This window comes from Halomonas qinghailakensis (genome assembly GCF_025820815.1).
Lineage (GTDB): Bacteria > Pseudomonadota > Gammaproteobacteria > Pseudomonadales > Halomonadaceae > Vreelandella > Vreelandella qaidamensis.
In genome coordinates this window covers 794,830-811,220 of sequence record NZ_CP096973.1, presented here as the reverse complement: position 1 = coordinate 811,220, position 16,391 = coordinate 794,830, and the positions used below count along the sequence as shown (strand labels likewise).

Sequence of the window (16,391 nt, the reverse complement as noted above, 5' to 3'; positions counted from 1 at the left end):
CGCTGCTTTTATCAGTTCTATCGCTCAGTGTTTAGTTACAAAGTGTCAAAAATCCATCTTCGTCGATAAACCCTTTATCGCCGGTGACGAACCAACGTTGACCGTCGAGTTCTTTAATGGCGGCGGCGGTGCGTTTCGAGTCTTTTAGGTAGCCCTGCGTCAATTGGGGGCCGCTGATCAAAATCATGCCAGCTTCTCCGGTAGGCTGTTCCGCAAAGCTTTCCGGCTCAACGATCTTAACGCTGGTGCCGGGGAGTGGCATGCCCACAGTGCCTGCTTTACTGCCTTGCTGTATTTTCTGGTAATGAGCGCCCAACGAATCCGGCAGGTTGACCGATGCCACCGGAGCGGTTTCAGTTGCCCCATAGCCTGTATAAATAGGCTTATGGAATTTATGCGTAAACTCCTTACATGCATTTTCATTTAGGGTATCAGCACTGATAACTACTGCTCGTAGGCTTTCCAGCATGAGTGGGTGCACGTTAGGGTTGTGATTTAAGCGCTGTAGAAAGTCTGATGTACCGAACATCAGGGTGGCTCTGTGCTTGGCGACAGCGCTGGCAATGCCAGGAGTGTCGTTCGGGTCAGCGTGGCAGACCAGCGGCAGGCCTTCGATAAGTGGCATCAACTGGGTAACGGTGAGCCCAAAGGCATGAAACAGAGGCAGCGAGCCCAACACCACATCATCATGTTGGGTGTTAAGCACATCGGAGGTCTGCTTGATATTGGCCATCAGGTTGCGGTGGCTCAGCATGACGCCTTTAGGTTGCCCTTCACTTTTGCCTGAAAACACAATGGCGGCGGTGGTATCGGCATCTCTACTACGGCAGTAAAGACGCTGAAGTAGCCACGCAGGCAGCAGGCGAACGGCAAGCCAAGTGCTGACGCGTTCATGGCGGTGGATACCGGCTTGCAGGTCTTCCAGGTAAATTGTCTGAGTATTTGCCAGCTGTGAACTGACGTTTAGCCCTTGCTGCTGGAGTTTTTCGACAAAGTGGCGCGAGGTAAACACGGTGTCGATGTTGGCTTGGGTGAGTGCCGCAGACAATAGAGTGTTGTTCGAGGCGTTATTGTGGCTGTCGTTAGGAGTGTCATTGAAACTGTCGTTAACATGATAGTTGAGGTTGATCAGCGTTTTTCCAGCGAGAAGGGTTGCCATAGTGGCCAGTGCACCCACGCTGCTATTGGGCAGCAGTAGGCCCACGTTTTGCTCTGGGGTTAGCGTGTGAATACGCTTTGCAATAAGCAGGCTGGCGGTAAGCGCTTGGCCTGCTGTTAGCGGAGGGCTAAGGGTGTCGGTGAGTGCTTGTGCGCCGAGGTTACGCTTCACGCTACGAATCCAGGCGTCGGGCAGCGAGGGCAGTTCATCAATAGCATGTTGCCACGAGTTGGTGGCTTGTTCGAAGATGCGCCGTTTAAGCACGTCCGCAGGGGTGTCTTTAGGCAGCGGCTTGCCAAATGCAACGACGACTGAGCGATGGAGAGGCGCGTTACGCAGCTCTTTGAGTTTGCTAGATGAGCGTGAAAACTGGCTGCCCCACAGCCCGCGCAGGTAAAACGGCACAATACGTACCTCTGGGTTTGCCAGCTTACAGGCACGTTCGTAGCCTCGGCGTAGCTCACCTAGCTGGCCGTTGCGACTAATCGCGCCTTCGGGGAACAGGCATACCACTTCACCGCTATTCAGCTGTTCGGCAACGGCGGCTAAGGCATTATCGGCACCAGCGCCCCGTTCGATAGGAATACAGCCCAGCGCCTTAAAAAACCAACGTAAGTACCAGCGCTGATAAATATCTTTCAGCATGACAAAGCGCACGGGGCGGGGGCTAGCAATTTGCACCATTGCCCAGTCTACCCAACTGATATGGTTGCCGAGCAGTAGCACGCCGCCTTGGGCGGGTAAATTTTCGAGCCCATGAACATCGACACGGTAGCGACGGGTTAGCAGAAAACTGAGTAGAAAGCGCACCAGGCTTTGGGGCAGTTTGAAAATGGTGTAACCACCGCCCACCATGGCAACGCTTGCCACGATCAGTAACAGGTAGTGGCTATCCACACCTGCTAAGGCGAACAGCGCAGTGAGCGCCAGAAAGCCCAGCATGGAGAGGTTCTGAATCCAGTTGTTGGCAGCCAGCACAGTGCCTAGCTCATGGTCTGCCGCGTGAAATTGAATCAGTGCATTGAGCGGTACAATGAATAGCCCGCCCATTATGCCAATCAACACAAAGTTCATCGCTTGGCTAATGGGTGTGGTGAGCAGTGGCAGACACCACAGACCAATCGCAACGCCGACAGCACCTAATGGAATTAAACCGGTTTCAATGCGGTTACGAGACAGCTTGCTGGCCAGCAATGACCCCAAGGCAATCCCAATACCGCTAGCGGCAAGAATCCCTTGTAGCACTAAGGTGTTATCAATGCTGAGTGCGTCTTTGGCATAGGCGGGAAATGCGGCGAGCAGCACTTGGCCCACCGACCAGAAGGTCGCAAGGCCGATGATTGACAGCCGCAGCACCGGCTGGCGGCCAAGAATGCTCAAGTTGTCTTTCAGTGCGGTGCCTTTGATATAGCGTTGCCAAGTGAGCGGGGTCGTCGAGGGCTGTGTGTTATCCAGCTTCAGGCGATAAAGTGCTGCCACTTGGATGATGCTGTTCAATACCAGCAGCCAGCCCAGCGGCGCAATGCTGCGCAATAGCTCGCCGGGTGTTTGGGCGCTGGGTAAAATCCAGCTTTCAAACAAGGCGGTAAAGGCCACGGTGCCCGCCAAAATGGCACCAATGGTGATGGCCTGGATAAGCCCATTAGCTTCTGCCAAGCGAGGCTTGCCAAACAGTCCTTTCACCAAGCCATATTTGGCAGGGGAGTAAAAGGCCGATTGAATCGCCAGCATCAGCGTCATGGCAAATGCCAGCCAAAACCAGCCTTGGTAGTAAGCGGCGGTGATGCCCAATGAAACGGCGACGGCGGCCCAGGCGGAAACCCATAGAATACGCACTTTGGGGTAGCTATCTGCCACATGGCCTGCCGGACTAAAGAGTAAAATAAACGGCAAAAGGATAAGCCCGTTGACCAGTGCTGTGAGTACCACCTGGGTTTCACCGTCGTAGCTTTTAAAAATCGTGTTTTGAATAACAATTTTATGCCCTAAATCCACAAAGGCATTTAAGAAAATGGCAATCAGATAGGGCCAGACGCCCGCGATGCGTAGTAAAGGTTGCATGAAATGACGCCTTGTAAACCAGAAGTTAGGGCACTTTCGGTAAATGGAGCTAATGTTGCAACTCTGGTGGTTAAAGTTGTGTTATTTGGGCTTTAAGGTATCGTTATACGCTACTTTATGTGTCTGGAGGTCATGTGTCTCAGACAAGTGCACTTATCGATACCTTAAAGCGTCAGCTGCGCTCCCAGGGTAAAACCTATGCGGATGTGGCGATATGGCTTGAGTTAAGCGAGGCCTCGGTCAAGCGGCTGTTCGCTGAACAGCACATCACCTTAGAGCGGTTAGAGTGCATTTGCGACCAGCTTAACCTGGAATTTTCCGAGCTGGTGCAAGCCATGCAAGAAGAAGCGCATCGTTTACAGGAGCTAACCCAGGCGCAAGAGCAGAGCATTGTCGATGACCGTGAGCTGTTTTTGGTCGCTGTGTGTGTGATTAACGGCTATCGGTTTGATGAAATTCATCATCAGTACCAGCTCAGCGAGGCGCAGTGTACTCGCCAGCTGCTGGCGCTAGAGCGACTAAAGTTGATTGACCTGTTGCCGGGTAATCGAATCCGGCGGCGTGTGGCCGCGAATTTTCGCTGGCGCCCTGGGGGGCCTATTCAACGTTTTTTCCAGCAATATATTGCCACGGAGTTTTTTCACTCCCATTTCGATAGTGACGGCGAAAAGCTGATGGTACTGAATGGCTTGCTTTCCCATGCGGGCAATGCGGAATGGCAGCAAACGATGCAGCGGCTGGCGAAAGAATTTCACGCCCTGTGTGAACGGGAAAGCGGGTTGCCCATTCATCAGCGCTTTGGCACTACCTCGGTACTGGCTGTTCGGCAATGGCAGTCAACGCTGTTTAAAGATGTTGCTCGCGGGTCGTACCAGCAAACTAAGAGTTTATAAAAACTGTTTTTATTACCGAATACCTTAAAAGTACACATCTTATGAGCTTACATTGTTATGAATAGCACTCCTTTTCAAGCGCTGGCCTGTCCGCTAGATGGTGAGCCGCTTCATCTGGCAGGCAGTGCTTGGCGCTGCGCTGCTGGGCACAGCTTTGATGTTGCCAAGCAAGGTTACGTCAACTTGCTTCCAGTGCAGCAAAAGCGTTCCACTGACCCCGGCGACAGTAAGCCGATGGTGGCGGCAAGGCAGCGTTTTCTTGAGGCTGGTTATTATCAGCCTATTGCTCAGGCCGTAAGCAAACATCTGTTAAGCCATGCTGAGGTTCGGTCTGCCAGCTCGTTTGGCTGCCTGGATGCTGGCTGCGGTGAAGGCTATTACTTGCGTGAGCTATCCCGTGCTGCATTGAATTCGCGGCCACTGTCACTGGTGGGATTAGATATTTCCAAATGGGCAGTGCTGGCGGCAGCCAAGCAAGACGATAAAAAAATGCCGCATTGTAGTTGGGTCGTTGGTAGTAATGCTCACTTGCCAGTGCAAACGGCAACGCTCGATAGTGTGCTATGTATGTTTGGCTTCCCAGTGCATCACGAATTTGCGCGGGTATTAAAGCCGGGTGGCCTGTTGGTACAGGTTGAAGCAGGGGCAGGGCACTTGCGTGAGCTGCGAGAGGTGATTTATCCCACGCTTAAGCCAGACGCGACAAGCGAACGGAAGGTGCCGGAGGGCTTTGTTCAGTTGCAGACGGAATCACTTAGCTATCAAATAGCGTTGGAAGGGCAAGATTCGATTGGTGATTTATTAGCGATGACGCCACATCTATACCGCGCCAGTCAGGAAGGCCGAGCACGTGCAGCGGCGCTGGATGCGTTAACGCTGACGGTGGATGCCAGGCTAATGATATATGAGCGGTCATAAGGGGCGGGCATAAGAAGGGTAGCAAAAAAGAGAGTGTAAAAAATCTAATCGCACTCTCTCAATTACATTCTCAATTACATTCTCAAGTACTTTTTCAAGTACTGTCTCAATGTCACTCTCTTTTATTCTTAACGCATGAACGCAACAAGGCCCGCATAAGCGGGCCTTGTTATCCGAACCGGTTAAGGTTCGAGCAAATTCTTAAACCGTTAAGGCTTAGGACATTTGCTTGATGTTAGAAGCCTGAAGGCCTTTCTTACCCTGGGTAACGTCAAAAGAAACGTTAGCACCTTCTTGAAGGGTTTTGAAACCGTCAGACTGAATTTCAGAGAAATGAGCAAAAAGGTCGTCGCCACCGTCAGAAGGAGCGATGAAACCAAAACCTTTAGTGTCGTTAAACCATTTAACTGTGCCAGTTGCCATGATGTAGATCCTTTCGCGCTAATGCGCCGTAATAAAATTCCTGGTATTACCCAGATGAAAAGTAGCGGGTGAAACAAGGAATACAATATCAGGCTGCCGAAATAGATCGTACACTTCTGAAACCATGCTGCTTGCTAACCAACTGACGCTACAGTGACATGATTTTTCCTTCGAGTCAAAGCCTTTTATGAATATTTTCTAGAAGCGGTGTCATGGTCCGGGCTACTTCCACCCCATTTTCCATGTGCTAGCGTCTTTTAAATCTTGCCATGCAAGAATGATCTCACGGTTGGAATGAATAGCTTCAATGACTACTTCCACAACCTGCTCTTCTTCATTGCGCAGGAGTTTTGTGACGATAAAGTGTTTCTCTTTATGGCGAGGCTGAGTGGCAGTCCATTTGCTGTTGAGAAGTTTGCTAGGGTTGAGGCTATTCACGATGATGCTCCTGTGAGTTGGGGGCTATATGGCGAGCCAGTCTAATATTTATTATTAAAAGTAGTATCTTTAGCAGGGCGTCGTTGAAGCGGTAATTCTGGTGCTACGGCACATTATCAATACAAGGAGAATCCTATGGTTGCCGACTATGAACTGGCCTACCTAAAGCGCGCTGTGGCCTTGGCAGAAGAGGCTTTAAACGCGGGGGATGAGCCATTTGGTAGCGTGCTGGTAAGTGATGAAGGCAAGATACTGGCCGAGGATCGAAATCGCATTGCCGATGGAGATTCTACTCAGCACCCAGAGTTTGCCCTGGCCCGCTGGGCAGCGAATCATATGACGCCTGAAGAGCGTATGAAAGCAACTGTTTACACTTCAGGAGAGCATTGCCCAATGTGTGCGGCGGCCCATGGCTGGGTAGGGCTAGGTCGTATCGTTTATGTCAGTTCTTCTGAACAGTTGGGTGCATGGCTGGCTGAACTTGGCGTAGCGCCACCGCCTGTCGCTCCGCTATCGATTAATGAGGTGGTGCCCGATTTGGCTGTTGATGGCCCAGTGCCTGGGCTGGATGAGCAAGTCCATGCCTTGCATCGCCGTTTGCATGCATAACGTCAGAGCCGAGTTTTGAAGGACAGGGTTTTTATTGGCTGGCAAGGTTCGGTGATAAACGTATGGCCAATAAAGACAAACACCGCCTTGTGCTCGACAAGGCGGTGTTTGTTAAATCGGTGCAAAAAAGAGCACCAGGGTTTCAATGTGTCTAATGTTTCAATATGTCTAATGTTTCAATATGACATAGAAGGCGTGGATGATGCCGGGTACAAAGCCAAACAGCGTCAGAATAATGTTCAGCCAGAAATGTCCTTTGAAACCGACCTCAAAAAACACCCCTAGTGGGGGCAGAATAACGGCAAAGATCATCTTGATCGGGTCAGTTGCGGTAAACGCCATGCAGCCTCCTTTGCTTACACAGTTTATGTATTAACAGAAACATGTTAGTGCTTATATATTAAGCATATAGATATCAACAGCATAGATATCAATCACGGTTTCAATACGGGTTGTTAGCACAGATTCTTTAATGTGGGATCTTTAACAACAGTGTCTTGCAACTGCTGGTTCTAGCGTAGTCACAATAATTAGATTTAGCGAATCAATACGATCTAGGTGCAACTTCACCTAGGTGCGACTCCATGGTTGCGCTATCGTTCATGTACTTAAGATATATTTACTTAATGTATAGAGCTAGAAAGCCCATCGACTTCAGTTTGGAAGGGACGCCATGAGTTATTATTTAACGCCGTCACTGCTACTTATGAGCGCTGTTTTAGCGCCACCTGTTTGGGCGCAATTACCCGCAGGGGAGGACGCAGTGCTGCCTACCGTCGAAGTAAGTGCCCCGCGTTTAGCCCGCGAGCTATATGCCACGCCTGCGGCAGTTTCTACTTTAGAGAGCGAAGAGATTGCCCAAGGTCAGCAGCGTGTGAGGTTGGATGAGGCGCTTAACAGCGTGCCAGGAGTGTTTTTGCAAAACCGCGATAATTTCGCTCAAGGGCAGCGGATTGCTATTCGCGGCTTTGGCGCGCGTGCGCCCTTTGGGGTGCGTGGGATAACCATCATGGTGGATGGTATTCCTTATACGCTTCCGGATGGTCAGGCACAGTTGGATGCCATTGATTTAGATAGTGCCGAGCGCATTGAGGTGATCCGCGGGCCGTCTTCAGTGCTTTATGGCAACGCGGCTGGCGGAGTGATTGATGTGACTACTGCCGATGGGCGTGATAATCCTGGTACACGGCTGCGGATGGGTGCAGGTAGCGATGGCTATCAAAAAGTGGCGCTGCAAAATGGTGGTGTCCAGGGCGATTGGTCGCACCATATTAGTCTGACGGCGCTTAATGTTGATGGCTATCGCGAACAAAGCTCAACCGAGAAGTATTTGCTGAATGCCAAAATACGTCGAGAATTAGGCAGTGAGCGTGCGGTTACCGCGATTATTAATTTACTGGAGAACCCCCGTTCGGAAGACCCCGGTGCACTTAATGCCCGTGAAGTCGCCGCTGGGCGTGATCAAGCAGCGCCCAATTCAATCGCGCTGGATGCAGGACAAAGCGTTGATCAGCAGATGCTTGGCTTGCAGTACGAAGACTTAGCTGCAGGTGATGGCGAACTGTATCTTAAAAGCTTTATTGCTCAGCGTGATTTTGAACAGCAGCTCCCATTTGTGGGCAGTAGTCGTTTGGGTTATCAGCGTGACTATATGGGCGCAAGCGCTGAATACCATAAGGAGGTAGCGTTAGGGAGCCTGCCGCTTAGCTATATTGTAGGCGTTGATGTGGCTCGCCAAGAAGATGAACGTTTTCGTAATGATGTCGATGCCCAGGGGGTTGTTGGCGAGCAGTTAGCGGATGAAACTCAAACTGCGACGTCCGCTGGCGTGTTTGCCCAAGGAGATTTAGCGCTCTCGGAACAGGTCACGCTCTCATTGGGTGCGCGATTTGATCAGGTGGCGCTAGATGTTGACGATACGTTTCTTGCTGACGGCGATCAAAGTGGAAAACGTACCTTTAACGAATGGAGTGGCTCGGCGGGATTAAGCTACCGTTACCGCCCGCAGCACCAAGCGTATATTGATACTAGTACCGCGTTCGAGACACCTACGTTTGCTGAGTTTGCTAACCCGTCTGGCGGTGGTTTTAATCCTGCCGTTGAGCCGCAGAAAGCATGGAACCGCGAAATAGGCTTGCGTGGCTATATTGAGCCATTGGCAATGGATTACGATCTTGCGCTATTTTCGGTCCGCGTTCGTGATGAGCTGGTGCCCTATGATGAAGGTGGCCGTACTTTCTATCAGAATGCAGCTGACACCCAGCGCGATGGTCTTGAGCTAGCGCTGGGTTGGCAGCTTGCCGACCAGTGGCGTCTGGATAGCGCTTTAACTCTCGCGCGTTATGAATTCGATAAGTTTGCAACACCTAGCGAGCGTTTTGATGGCAACCGGATCCCTGGGCTGCCAGAGCAGACGTGGGTCAATCAATTAACCTGGGAAAACCTTGATCAGCGTTTTGCCACGTTGGAAACCGAATACATCGGTGATTTAGTGGCGGATAACGCTAATGCGACGGAAGTAGATAGCTATTGGCTGCTTAACCTACGGGTAGGCGATGGCTGGCAGCTAAGCGAGGATACGCGGCTAAGCGCTTATCTTGGTCTGCGCAATCTACTTGATAAAGAACACTACGCCAATGTGCGCTTAAACGGCACGTTTGGCCGCTTTTACGAGCCAGCGCCAGGGCGAAGTGTGTATGGCGGCGTTGAGCTGAGTTTTTAATCAGAGGCTGCCTAGCAAAAAAACGGGCGGCTCATTGAGTCGCCCGTTCTCGTTCGTCATCACGCTAAGTGATGGCTATTCCGGCAAAGCATAGCCAATCACATAGTCACCCATTTTAGTGCCGAAGGTGCCGTGACCACCAGCGGTAACGACCACATACTGGCGGCCGTCTGCACCGGTGTAGGTCATCGGCGTTGCTTGGCCACCAGCGGGCAATCGCGCTTTATAAAGCTCTTCGCCAGTGGTGATGTCGTAGCCGCGCAGATATTGATCCAGGGTGCCGCTTAAGAATGAGACGCCCCCCGCTGTGGTCAGTGGGCCGCCTAAAGCGGGTACCCCGACATTTAATGCGATGGGTAGGTCAAAGGGCATGCTGTCGCGGGTGGTGCCATTGCGGTGCTTCCACACAACCTCGTTACTTTGCAGGTCGATTCCTGCTACATCACCCCAAGAGGGCGCTTGGCAGGGAAGGCCGAGTACTGACAGTAGTGGGCCGAGTTCGACGGCATAAGGTGCGCCTGTGTTGGGCTGTAAGCCTTGCTCGCTAGCTGATCCTTGGCTCTCTTCAACTTCATCGCGTGGGATCAGTTTGGAAACAAACGCCAAGTACTTCGCGCCGGTAAATAGTGCTTGGCGTTCGGGGTCTACCGCTACGCCTCCCCAGTTCATCACGCCAACGTTGCCAGGATAGACAATGCTGCCTTGCAGTGAAGGCGGTGTGTACTGGCCTTCATAGCGCAGCGAGCGGAACTGGATGCGACACATCATCTGATCAAAGGGTGATGCGCCCCACATGTCGCGCTCGGTAAGTGGCGGTGGCAGTAAATTCAGCGCTGAGCGAGGCTGAGTTTCGGCTGTCCAATCGCCTTCAACAGCTCCCTGTGGGGCGGGCACTTCTTCGATGGGCACAATCGGCTCGCCGGTTTCACGGTTTAACACGTACAGGCTGCCCTGCTTAGTTGGTTGAATGACGGCTGGTTGGGTGCCGTTTGTCGTCGCTAAGTCAATCAATACGGGTTGTGCGGGCGTGTCCATGTCCCATAAGTCGTGATGCACAAACTGGTACACCCAGGCCACTTGGCCGTCGTCCAGGTTAAGCGCCACTAGCCCGGCACTATAGGTCTCATCATTTTCAGAGCGGTTAGCCCCGTACTGGTCGGGTGTGGCATTACCCATGGGGAGATAAACGAGGCCGAGCGCTTCATCAGCGCTGATCGGCGCCCATACGTTGGGTGAGCCGCGGGTATAAGTTTCTCCCTCTTCTAGCGGGGTGGTGTCTTCAGGGTTTCCACTGTCCCAGTTCCATACCAGCTCACCAGTATGCACATCAAACGCTCGTATAACGCCAGAGGGTTCGTCGGTTGAGCTGTTGTCGGTAACATGACCACCTAAAATTACCAAATTTTCAGTGACCGTAGCAGGCGATGTCGAGTAGTAGCCTCCTGGGCTGAATTCGCCAATATTATTAGTCAGGTCGATTTCACCATTTACGCCAAAACTTTCACAACGCTCGCCGGTATCAGCGTTAAGCGCAATTAGGCGGGCATCCGCGGTGGGCAGATAAAGCCTGCGCGGGCACATGACGTCGGTGACGCTCAGTAGCTCAGAAGTGGGCTCTTCTTCAGAGGTGAGCGAGAAGGTTAGGTCGAGTTCAAACTGACTGCCATCGGCATACAGTGCTGCTTTATCGATGGTGGAATCTTCAGCACTGCTGGAATAGTTAGCCGCATCGTAATACGCCAAGCCCCGGCAGGTCATATGCGCCCATCCGGAAAAGTCCTCTGCGCCCATGGTGCTAATATTAGGATCAAACTCCCATAGGGTTTCGCCAGTTTCGGGCGACAATGCCATCGCACGGCTGTGTGATGTACAAATATAAAGGCTATCGTTGACCTTTAGCGGCGTGTTTTGGTTGGTGATTTCAGGCGGTGCATTAGGGCCGGGTTCATCACCGGTTTGAATTCGCCATACCTCTTCCAGTTCGCCTATATTGTCGGGAGTAATCTGGCTTAGCGAGGAATAATGCGTGCCTGCATTGGTGCCGCCGTAAGCGGGCCAGTCACTGTCTGCAACCTGTGCGGGATTTACTTCGGCAGCGTTATTGGCCGATTCAATTGTGCCTTTTATCGTGCCTGGATAGCTAAATTGGCTAGCAATGGCCACAATAATCGATGCTGCAATGCTTGCCGCCAGCGCTAGGCTGCCGCCGCGTGAATGTAGCGGTTTTCGCCACCAGGGAAGCAGTAAAATAATGCCAATTAAACAGACAATGGCAACCCTGGGAACCAGCTGCCACCAGTCGAGTCCCACCTCCCAAAGCGCCCAAACGAGCGTGGCGAAAAGAGTCAGCGCATACAGCCATAGCGCAGCACCTTTGCGCATAGCCAGCAGTACCCCAACAATAAAAACACTCACCCCAGCGATGATATAGTAAGCACTACCGCCCAGGCTAAGCAGCCTGGCGCCGCCGATGGTTAATGCAATACCAGCTATCGCGAATAATAGGCCGAGCAGTAGCGCTGGCCACTTATTGCGGGCACGCGTGTATTCATCCATGAGAAAGCCTCTATTAACAGTGCATTGAGGTCGCTTGGTGACATTAGCAAAGCGACGAATTTACTGCGTGCCCTAACCCATTGGCAGTAATAATGGGTTAAAACACGCGCCACTTATTAGCAATATTAATAGTCAATTCGCTTTTGGTCTAATTGTTTGCTGGTTAAGGACTGGCATGAACTAACAAGCCGCGCTAGTTACCATAGCGCGGCTTGTTGATGGAGAGGGGAGAATGGAAGTATTTTAACTTAACGCAAGTATTGGCTAATCAGTGAGTTTAACCAGCATTTTGCCGGTGTTTCCGCCTTCAAAAAGTGCTAGGAAGGCATCGGGTGTGCTTCCCAACCCCTCTTTGACAGTTTCTTTATAAACGATTTTACCCTGTGCTACCTGGGGAGCGACTTCGTTGAGGAAATAGCGGTAGCTGGACCAGTGGTCGGCGACAATAAAGCCCTGCATTTTCGCTTTACGTACGACCAGCTGTGAAAGGTTGCTTGGCCCTGGCGCTGGTTTTTCGGCGTTATAGCTGTCGATCATGCCACATACAGCAATGCGCGCACCGTCATTAAGCTGACTTAATGCGGCTTCTAGGCAGACACCACCAACATTCTCAAAATACACATCAATGCCATTAGTGCTAGCAAGCTTAATCGCGTCGCTTAGCTCCTGGGCGCTACGGTCTTTATAGCTAACCGGCTCAACACCCAGTGATTCAAGCCACGCAAGCTTATGAGCAGCCCCAGCAATGCCAACTACGTGGCAACCTTTTGCTTTAGCCAGCTGTACAGCAAGCGAACCCACGGCACCGCTGGCAGCGCTTACTAGTACGTTATCGCTAGGTTTGCATTCGGCAATAAGGTTCAAACCTGTCCATGCGGTCATTCCTGGCATGCCTAACACGCCTAAATAGGCTTGTTCAGGCACGTCACTGTTAGGAAGCGCGGTGACACTATCACCCGGCACCTGTGCGATATCACGCCAACCGCCCATGTGGCTGACTTTTTCGCCTGCCTTAATTTTTGGGTGGTTAGACGCAATGACCTCGCCAATTGCGCCGCCCTCCATTGGTTTGCCCAATTCGAAAGGTGCTACATAGGTGCGCAACCCTGTCATCCGACCGCGCATGTAAGGGTCAACGGATAGCCAGCGATTGCGAATTCTCACTTCACCTTCGCCAAGGTCAGGGAGTTCCTGGCTTTCTAGCGAAAAAAATTCGCGCTTAGGTAAGCCAGTGGGGTAATGGGTTAACGTAAAAAAGCGAGATTGCATGGGCGCCTCCTGCATGTGTGATTTAGAAAATCTCCTTGCAGCATAGAGACCGTTAGCGTGCTTTCAAGTTCGCTAAAAGATAATTTTTCAGCGCAATAAAAAGAGCGGCTCTTGTGAGCCGCTCTCAATTACTCCAATTCTTCTACACTGTTTGTTTAAGGGGTATCACACGCTTGCGGGTGTGTTATCCGTTAATCGACCAGGGTAATCATGACGGGCGCAACGCCACGTCGAATCATGCCGAGTTGACGAGCTGCCCGTTTTGAAAGATCAATAATTCTGCCTTTAACAAAGGGGCCGCGATCATTAATCAAGACTTCAACTTCCTGGCCGGTATCAGGGCGAGTTACCAGCACTTTGGTGCCAAAAGGAAGCGTTGGATGGGCTGCCGTCAGGGCCTGTTGGTCGAATGGTTCACCACTGGCGGTGGGAGAACCCTGAAAACGGTCACTATAGAAGGAAGCAACTCCTTCACGAATTTCGATATCAATGGCAAATGCATGACTAGCAGTAAAGAAGATGAGTAATGCCGCGGCACAACTCGTTCGGATGAAACGTTTAGATGCTCCCATTGGAGTGCCTCAGTTTACCTAGTGCAAATTCTGTCCATATCGGTGTGTTACCGAACATATCTTTTGATAGTAACGTGCTCCTTTTGATACGGCAAGCTTTACGAAGATCGGCGCAATTGGCTTCTAAATTATGAATTTTTGCAACTTTATTTAGTATCGTTGCAATTCAGCAAGTTAACAAAGTGTGTCTGTTATAACTAGGCAGTATTTTAGGTCTAATGTAAATTTCAGATAAACGCTCACTTTAATCAGGTAAGCACCATATAATTAGCACACGCTCAGTTTTAAATTTTAGCCAATGAACAAGGATGCACCTATGGCCAAGTCCTCTTCTCTAACGCTGATTTTGGTTGCTGCAGGCGGGGTTGCTGCTGGTTTTTTAGCTGCCCAGACAGCGCCCTTTTTTACAGCAACGGCAGTCGCTGAAGAATCTACTAGCGCGGAACAGGGACAGGTTTCCCAAGCATTAGCTGGTCTCGATAGCATCACGCTAGGCGAGCGCACACGGGGGGAACTTACCTCGTCAGGTGAGCTAAATGGTAATGATGGTAGCCGCTATTTACGCTATGCCATTAGCCTTGAAGAGGACACATTAGTTGAAATTTCTCTTAGCGGAGCGTTGCAAGGGTTAGTGGCTCTTTATGACGACCAGCTGCAACTGCTAGAGAGCGCAGAAGCCGTGCGCCACCATGTTGAGGAAGATGGTGAATACGTGGTGATCGTCAGCGGTGCAGATGCACGTAGCTATGGTCCATTCACTATTAATAGCCGCACGATTGAACTGAGCGACTCTGACACGCTGGCTGTTGGTACGCCGGTGGATAGCTGGTTAGATGGCTCGTCGCGGGAAGTAACGTTCACTGTCGAAGAAGCTGGCATGTATCAAATCGAGATGCGTGCTGATGAATTTGACGCGTATTTAGAGTTATCTGGCCCTAACAACTACTACCGAGAAGATGATGACGGCGCTGGCAACTTAAACGCACGGATTTCAGATTTTCTTGCTCCTGGTGATTACACCATCATCGCACGTTCGGCCTTCGGTGAAGGCAGTGGCCTATTTACGTTGACTGCCGAACCGCGCGAATTACCAGGTGATGGCGAGCTACGCAACGATGGTACCGTTATGCCCAATGATACATTGAGCGGTTGGTTTAGTGGGCAGGAGCTGAGTTATCAGCTTGAAATCGAAGACGCCGGTATGTATCAAATCGATATGCGTTCAAGCGATATTGATGCTTACCTAGTGTTGGAAGGGCCTAATGGTTATTTCCGCGAAGATGACGACAGTGCCGGTAACCTGGACGCCAGTATTGCCGATTTCTTAGCGCCAGGTAGTTATCAGCTAACAGCCCGTACGGCGTATGGCTCTGATAGCGGTTTGTTCACGCTTTCGGTAGAACCACGTGAACTACCGGACGGTGTAGAGTTACGTAATGAAGGTGAGTTAACGCCGAATGAAACGCTTAATGGCTGGTATAGCGGCGAGCCTTTGACTTATGAACTCACCTTAGAAGAAAGCTCGCTAGTGACGCTAAATATGCGTTCAACTGATTTTGATACGTACTTGGAGCTTTATGGTGAAAGCGATTCTTATAGTGATGATGACGGTGGTAGTGGTACTGACTCGCGCATAGAGCAAGCGCTTTTACCGGGTACCTACACCGTTATTGCACGTGGCTTCGCTGTTAGCGGCAGTGGTATGTTTGAGCTGCAGGTCAGCGCCGAGCCGACAGAAATGCAGCCTGACGCTTAATTCAGCTCACGTTATCTGGTAAACAACGCCCTTGTTGATTGCAGCAAGGGCGTTGTTGGTTGTTACTCTACCATTAGCTCTCAACGGCTGGCTTTTAGGCAGCCCACGACGACCAAAAAAGCTGCCGTTGGCAGTCGCCAGTCGAATACGCTGACGCCTGCCAGTACCAGCAGTAGTGCCGCTAAGATCGGCACACCATAAGCAAGGCTACCTACGAGGCTGGCTTGGCCAAAACGTAGTGCCTTGTCCCACGCCACCATAGCAATGCCGTAAGGCCCAAGTCCGAGAGCAATGCCTGCTAACAGCGCCTCACCTTGGGGTAGTGTGAAGCTTCCTTCCATTATCAAGCTGGCGCAGGTGGCAACCGCACAAGCAATCATTAATAACCGCGGGAGTAGTGGTGTCAGTGATACGGGGGCGACTTGCCCCAACCATGAGTAGAGCGCCCAGCAGCAAGCAGCCAGTAGTGCTAACCCATACCCTGAAGCAGCCCCACCAAAGCCACCATTTAAAGCTTGAGGAAGTAATAAAATAGCCGCGCCAGAAAAAGCGATTAGCGCGCCTGTTACGCTTGCGATATGCAGGCGGCCAAGCCGACTCCATTGGCTTAACAGCACAAACAGCACAGGCCAGGTGTAAGTGATTAACGCAGCTTCTGCAGCGGGTGCTAAGCGCATACCGATGTAGTAGCTGCTAACAGCGCCGACAATCAACAGTGGCAGCCCAAGCCATACGCTCATTTGCCAACGAAGTCGGCAAGCCGCGATATTGACTCGACGGCTTAGTGGCAATGTTGCAAGTGCACCTGCCAACAAGGTCAGGGCGGTGAGCTGAAGCGGGGAGGTATCTCGCGCCAATTCTGCTAATAGCGGCGCTATGCTCCATAAAATCACCGCTACCAGCGCTGCACACACGCTGTACCTTGGTGATATGACAACGGGGGAATGAGCGGGATACATGGCGTCTCTCCTTGCGTTAAACCTGAGACGCGCAGCATACTCAGAAAACATTCATC

The 16,391-nt window shown here is 51.4% G+C and carries 13 protein-coding genes; 5 read left to right on the top strand and 8 right to left on the bottom strand.

Going from position 1 to position 16,391, the window contains the following annotated elements:
• Window positions 1-31: 31 nt before the first annotated feature.
• Window positions 32-3,220 carry an acyl-[ACP]--phospholipid O-acyltransferase gene (locus M0220_RS03755; protein ID WP_264018727.1) on the bottom strand — a complete coding sequence of 1,063 codons (3,189 nt, stop codon included), beginning with the start codon at window positions 3,218-3,220 and terminating at the stop codon, window positions 32-34.
• 134 nt (window positions 3,221-3,354) lie between these two features.
• On the opposite strand from M0220_RS03755, the gene M0220_RS03750 reads away from it, so the two are divergent.
• Window positions 3,355-4,113 (top strand): helix-turn-helix domain-containing protein, encoded by a 759-nt coding sequence (locus tag M0220_RS03750; protein ID WP_264018726.1) that lies wholly within the window; start codon window positions 3,355-3,357, stop codon window positions 4,111-4,113.
• A gap of 57 nt (window positions 4,114-4,170) precedes the next feature.
• Window positions 4,171-5,031: a putative RNA methyltransferase gene (locus tag M0220_RS03745; protein ID WP_264018725.1), complete on the top strand. Its 861-nt coding sequence runs from the start codon at window positions 4,171-4,173 to the stop codon at window positions 5,029-5,031.
• A 216-nt stretch (window positions 5,032-5,247) separates the two neighbouring features.
• Here the strand turns inward: M0220_RS03745 and M0220_RS03740 are convergent, their stop codons facing one another.
• The gene (locus M0220_RS03740; RefSeq protein ID WP_009722287.1) at window positions 5,248-5,454 is read right to left on the bottom strand and encodes a cold-shock protein; all 207 of its coding nucleotides are present in this window, start codon (window positions 5,452-5,454) and stop codon (window positions 5,248-5,250) included.
• A 222-nt stretch (window positions 5,455-5,676) separates the two neighbouring features.
• The gene (locus tag M0220_RS03735) at window positions 5,677-5,892 is read right to left on the bottom strand and encodes a TIGR02450 family Trp-rich protein (protein ID WP_030069843.1); all 216 of its coding nucleotides are present in this window, start codon (window positions 5,890-5,892) and stop codon (window positions 5,677-5,679) included.
• Between the two features lie 135 nt (window positions 5,893-6,027).
• On the opposite strand from M0220_RS03735, the gene M0220_RS03730 reads away from it, so the two are divergent.
• Window positions 6,028-6,501, top strand: a complete 474-nt coding sequence (locus tag M0220_RS03730) for a nucleoside deaminase (protein WP_030069844.1) — start codon at window positions 6,028-6,030, stop codon at window positions 6,499-6,501.
• 168 nt (window positions 6,502-6,669) lie between these two features.
• Here M0220_RS03730 and M0220_RS03725 read toward each other — a convergent pair whose 3' ends face one another.
• Window positions 6,670-6,843: a YqaE/Pmp3 family membrane protein gene (locus M0220_RS03725; RefSeq protein WP_009722289.1), complete on the bottom strand. Its 174-nt coding sequence runs from the start codon at window positions 6,841-6,843 to the stop codon at window positions 6,670-6,672.
• 331 nt (window positions 6,844-7,174) lie between these two features.
• On the opposite strand from M0220_RS03725, the gene M0220_RS03720 reads away from it, so the two are divergent.
• The gene (locus tag M0220_RS03720; RefSeq protein WP_264018723.1) at window positions 7,175-9,223 is read left to right on the top strand and encodes a TonB-dependent receptor family protein; all 2,049 of its coding nucleotides are present in this window, start codon (window positions 7,175-7,177) and stop codon (window positions 9,221-9,223) included.
• A 75-nt stretch (window positions 9,224-9,298) separates the two neighbouring features.
• Here M0220_RS03720 and M0220_RS03715 read toward each other — a convergent pair whose 3' ends face one another.
• The 3 genes from M0220_RS03715 to M0220_RS03705 all read right to left on the bottom strand — a co-directional run bounded on the left by M0220_RS03715 (window position 9,299) and on the right by M0220_RS03705 (window position 13,620).
• Window positions 9,299-11,779 (bottom strand): glucose/quinate/shikimate family membrane-bound PQQ-dependent dehydrogenase, encoded by a 2,481-nt coding sequence (locus M0220_RS03715; RefSeq protein WP_264018721.1) that lies wholly within the window; start codon window positions 11,777-11,779, stop codon window positions 9,299-9,301.
• Between the two features lie 264 nt (window positions 11,780-12,043).
• On the bottom strand, window positions 12,044-13,048 hold the full coding sequence (locus M0220_RS03710) for an NADP-dependent oxidoreductase (RefSeq protein ID WP_264018720.1): 1,005 nt from the start codon (window positions 13,046-13,048) through the stop codon (window positions 12,044-12,046).
• Between the two features lie 191 nt (window positions 13,049-13,239).
• The gene (locus M0220_RS03705) at window positions 13,240-13,620 is read right to left on the bottom strand and encodes a septal ring lytic transglycosylase RlpA family protein (RefSeq protein ID WP_009722293.1); all 381 of its coding nucleotides are present in this window, start codon (window positions 13,618-13,620) and stop codon (window positions 13,240-13,242) included.
• A 316-nt stretch (window positions 13,621-13,936) separates the two neighbouring features.
• Here M0220_RS03705 and M0220_RS03700 point away from each other — a divergent pair, with 316 nt between their 5' ends.
• Complete coding sequence (locus M0220_RS03700; protein ID WP_264018717.1) at window positions 13,937-15,376, top strand: hypothetical protein; 1,440 nt, start codon at window positions 13,937-13,939, stop codon at window positions 15,374-15,376.
• Window positions 15,377-15,456: 80 nt separating this feature from the next.
• On the opposite strand, the gene M0220_RS03695 is transcribed toward M0220_RS03700, so the two are convergent.
• On the bottom strand, window positions 15,457-16,335 hold the full coding sequence (locus M0220_RS03695) for a DMT family transporter (protein WP_264018716.1): 879 nt from the start codon (window positions 16,333-16,335) through the stop codon (window positions 15,457-15,459).
• Between the last annotated feature and the right edge of the window lie 56 nt (window positions 16,336-16,391).